Annotated in this window: 3 protein-coding genes; all 3 read right to left on the bottom strand. The window is 38.8% G+C overall.

Translation table 11 applies throughout. The annotated features are described in order from the left end of the window. Positions 1-102: 102 nt before the first annotated feature. From HHT355_RS05100 to HHT355_RS05090, 3 genes are read right to left on the bottom strand one after another with little or no spacing between them, the layout of a single operon-like run. The gene (locus tag HHT355_RS05100; RefSeq protein WP_103202355.1) at positions 103-1,068 is read right to left on the bottom strand and encodes an ABC transporter permease; all 966 of its coding nucleotides are present in this window, start codon (positions 1,066-1,068) and stop codon (positions 103-105) included. A gap of 2 nt (positions 1,069-1,070) precedes the next feature. Then, entirely contained in the window at positions 1,071-2,372 is a 1,302-nt protein-coding gene (locus HHT355_RS05095; RefSeq protein ID WP_103202354.1) for an ABC transporter permease, read from the bottom strand. Further along, positions 2,365-3,912 carry an ABC transporter ATP-binding protein gene (locus tag HHT355_RS05090; RefSeq protein WP_103202353.1) on the bottom strand — a complete coding sequence of 516 codons (1,548 nt, stop codon included), beginning with the start codon at positions 3,910-3,912 and terminating at the stop codon, positions 2,365-2,367. The genes HHT355_RS05095 and HHT355_RS05090 overlap by 8 nt, the downstream gene beginning before the upstream one ends. Between the last annotated feature and the right edge of the window lie 113 nt (positions 3,913-4,025).

Here is a 4,025-nt window from a genome sequence, read left to right as displayed (position 1 = left end):
CAAAGAGCCTGGTTTTTAAAGGCTGTTTCCTTTATGAAACCATTCGGTACAATAATATCCCAACTTTTTTATTTTATCTAATAAAAATTATAATCTTTAAACTTATCTCATTCCCTTATCATAAGGTATACCTTCTGCCTTAGGTGCACGGGACCGTTTTGAGGTAAAGGCCAAAACTATCATTGTGGCTATATACGGAAGCATCTTATAATAATCCTGGCTTATGTTTAAGGATTTCAGGAAAGGAATCAGTGCGACCGAATATGCCAGAGTTCTTAAGAATGCAAAAAACAGGGCTGCAAACATTATTTGAATCGGTTTCCACTGTCCGAATATCAATACCGCCAGAGCCAGGAAACCGAAACCTGCCACTCCGGTATGGCCGTTGGTATTTCCGTCCGTAACACCGACAGCGTAGAAGAAACCTCCCATACCGCCAAGGATACCTGAAATTGCCACACCGGCATAACGCATACGATGTACATTAATGCCCACAGAATCGGCAGCTTGAGGATGTTCTCCGCAGGCTCTAAGTCTAAGCCCAAACCTGGTCTTATAAAATACAATGGTAGCTATTATAAGAATTAGGCCTCCGATATATATACTCAAATAAGTATTTTGGAAGAAAAGTTTTCCTATTACGGGAATATTACTGAGTCCTTTTACTTCCCTGATATAAAATCTGGTTTTGGTCGTAACACCGTCAGACATAAAGAACATTTTTGAAAACAGCAGGATTACTGCAGGAACCAGCATATTTAAAGCCGTACCGACAATAGTCTGGTCCGCTTTCATATTGATGGCCGCCCAGGATAAAAGCAGGGAATATATTAATCCTGCCAAAGCCGCAATAAGCATTGCCAAAAGGAATATAACCTGTGCAGGAATGGGATTTTTCTCAATAAAGTATACAAATAAACAACCTATATATGCTCCGAATAACATAATACCTTCCAGGGCTATGTTAATTACGCCGCTTCGCTCGGAAAACATACCGCCTAGAGCCACTAAAAGCAAAGCAACCGCTACAGGAAGGGTGTTTTGAACCAGATAATATACAATATCCATACCTACACCTCCTTTTCCTTTACTTTATTATCGGTATCTTTATTTGTATCATCGTATGTTTCGTTATTTATATTTTTTTCTTGATTATTATTATTGTTATTATCAGAAGCAACCTCATTATTATTAGGCATATCCACCGATTCTTTTAAATCCGATTTTATTTCATCAGCCGGATCTACGAAGGAACTGTGAGGTTTTTCTCCTGCTTGTTCGGATTCCAGTTTTTTATGATGCAATTTGGTAAAGATGCGGCCGATAGCATTCTTCATGATAAGCGAAAATGCCGAGAAATAAATTATAATCGAAATAACAACGTCTATAATTTCCGGCTTAAAACCGAGAATGCTTGTCTGACTTCCGCCCCTTTGAATATGGGAAATAAAGATTGATGAGAATATAACACCTATAGGACTGGAATTACCTAGCAAAGCAACCGCAATACCGTTAAAACCGTTGGCGGCTATAACGTTAATAGGTTCATATGTCTGGCTGCTTCCGGCAATAGTGGAAGGAGCAAGGATAGCAAATGCTCCGCCAAGGCCTGCCAAACCTCCTGCAATAATCATAGTAAGAATAATATTTTTTGTACCGTTCATCCCGGCATATTTGCTGGCATGTTTGTTGTACCCGGATGCTTTCAGCTCATAACCGAAAATGGTCATGTGTAATATCACAAACAGCAATATTGCAAGGCATATTGCGATAATAATTGATATGTTAACGCTTGAATTTTTTACTCCCAAGGACGGAAGCTGGGCTGATGCGGGAAGATACGCTGTTCTTGTTGTAGTAGGAACATACATTTTTGCACTGCTTTTTATAAGCATATCTACCAGATAGGTTCCTATATAGTTAAACATAATTGAGGTTATAACTTCGTTTACGTTAAGTAATGCTTTAAATACACCCGGTATCATACCCCAGAGCATACCACCTATAAGGCCAGCAAGAACACATACCAACCAATGGATACCTTTCGGAAGATCCAAATAGAAACCTGCAAGCAGGGCAAAAAACATTCCCATAGTATACTGGCCGGATGCACCTATATTAAAAAGTCCCATTTTAAAGGCAAAACCTACGGCAAGACCGGTCATCATTATAGGAGTTGCAAAGTATAAAACATTACCGAGATCCGTAAATCCATAGAACAGAATTTTTTCAAATGCCGCAGAAGCTTTTTCCGGTCTGGCACAAAGCATAACTATATATCCTATTATTAATCCGAGAAATATAGCAAGAAGCGCAGAGGTAAAAGCCGAAAAAGATTTACTTTTAATAACTGAATTCAATCTTTTAAGCATAGTCCTTCTCCTTTACTGTATCCCGTTTTGCACCTGACATATACAGGCCCAGTTCTTCAACCGTAGTTTTCTTTGGATCAAGTTCACCGACAATTTCACCTTCATACATAACCAGGATTCTGTCGCTTACATTCATTACTTCATCCAATTCGAACGATACCAGTAATACGGCCTTTCCCGCATCCCGGGATGCTATTAGTTGCTTATGAATATATTCAATGGCACCGACATCCAAACCTCTGGTAGGCTGAACTGCAACCAAAAGCTTATGCTCTTTGTCAATTTCACGGGCTATAATTGCTTTTTGCTGGTTGCCGCCCGACATGCTTCTTACAACAGTTATAGGACCCTGACCGCTTCTTACGTCATACTGTTCTATTAAACGGTTGGCGTAATCTCTTACTTCTTTTTTCTTTATAAATCCGAGTCTTTGGAACTTGGGCTGCCAATATCTTTGCAGCACAATATTTTCTTCCAGTGTATAATCCAGTATCAGACCATGTTTATGTCTGTCTTCCGGAATATGGCTCATTCCTGCCTTTGACCGTTCCCTTATTGATGCCTTTGTAATGTCTTTGCCGCAAAGAGTGATTTGGCCGGAATGCATTTTTTGCAAACCGGTTAAGGCATATATAAGTTCTGTCTGGCCGTTTCCGTCAATACCTGCCAGGCATACTATTTCACCGGCACGTACATCAAAGGAAACATTTTTAACTGCAAGGGTTTTTTTGTGAATTTCGGACATAACTGAAACATTTCTTACTGATAATACCGTTTCTTTTGCTTTTACATCCGCTTTTTTAAGGTTAAATTCAAGTTCACGGCCTACCATCATCTTTGACAATTCTTCTTTTGTGGTATTTTTTACATCTACAGTACCGACATATTTACCTTTTCTAAGAACTGTGCAACGGTCTGCAACCGCCAAAATCTCATTCAATTTATGCGTAATGAAAAGAATGGATTTACCCTCTTTTGCAAATCCTCTCATTATTTCCATCAGTTCGTCGATTTCTTGCGGTGTAAGAACCGCGGTAGGCTCATCGAAAATAAGTATTTCATTATCACGATAAAGCATTTTTAGTATTTCTACTCTCTGCTGCATTCCTACGGATATATTTTCAATTATGGCATCAGGATCGACTTTAAGTCCGTATTGCTCACTAAGTTTTAAAATTTTCTCTCGGGCTTCTTTTCTATTGATAAAGCCCATTTTATTAGGCTCAACACCTAAAATTATGTTTTCCAAAACCGTAAAAATTTCCACCAGCTTAAAATGCTGATGAACCATGCCAATACCTAAAGCATTGGCATCATTGGGGTTGTTGATTTTTACTACTTGGCCGTTTTTGCGGATTTCACCTTTATCCGGCTGGTACAAACCGAACAGAATACTCATAAGAGTAGATTTTCCGGCACCGTTTTCTCCAAGCAGGGCATGGATTTCGCCTTTACGCAGCCTAAGAGTAATGTTATCGTTGGCCACAATGCCGGGAAAAACCTTTGTGATATTCAGCATTTCAATAATGTAATTTTCCATAAAAACCTCCACGGTAAACGTATTTGATTAACATACGCGTCAATCCGCACTTTTTGACTATTATTTATTAATTTAGTATTGGAAGCTTTTAAACACTATATGTAATTTTTAAA

The sequence above is a fragment of the Herbinix hemicellulosilytica genome, assembly GCF_002904165.1.
Classification (GTDB): domain Bacteria; phylum Bacillota; class Clostridia; order Lachnospirales; family Lachnospiraceae; genus Mobilitalea; species Mobilitalea hemicellulosilytica.
Note: the sequence above shows the minus strand (reverse complement) of the source record. Positions and strands in the feature narration are given on the sequence as shown.

Coding starts and splice junctions, on each gene's coding strand:
- HHT355_RS05090 (WP_103202353.1), bottom strand. CDS start 3,912: ATGGAAAATTACATTATTGAAATGCTGAATATCACAAAGGTTTTTCCC.
- HHT355_RS05100 (WP_103202355.1), bottom strand. CDS start 1,068: ATGGATATTGTATATTATCTGGTTCAAAACACCCTTCCTGTAGCGGTT.
- HHT355_RS05095 (WP_103202354.1), bottom strand. CDS start 2,372: ATGCTTAAAAGATTGAATTCAGTTATTAAAAGTAAATCTTTTTCGGCT.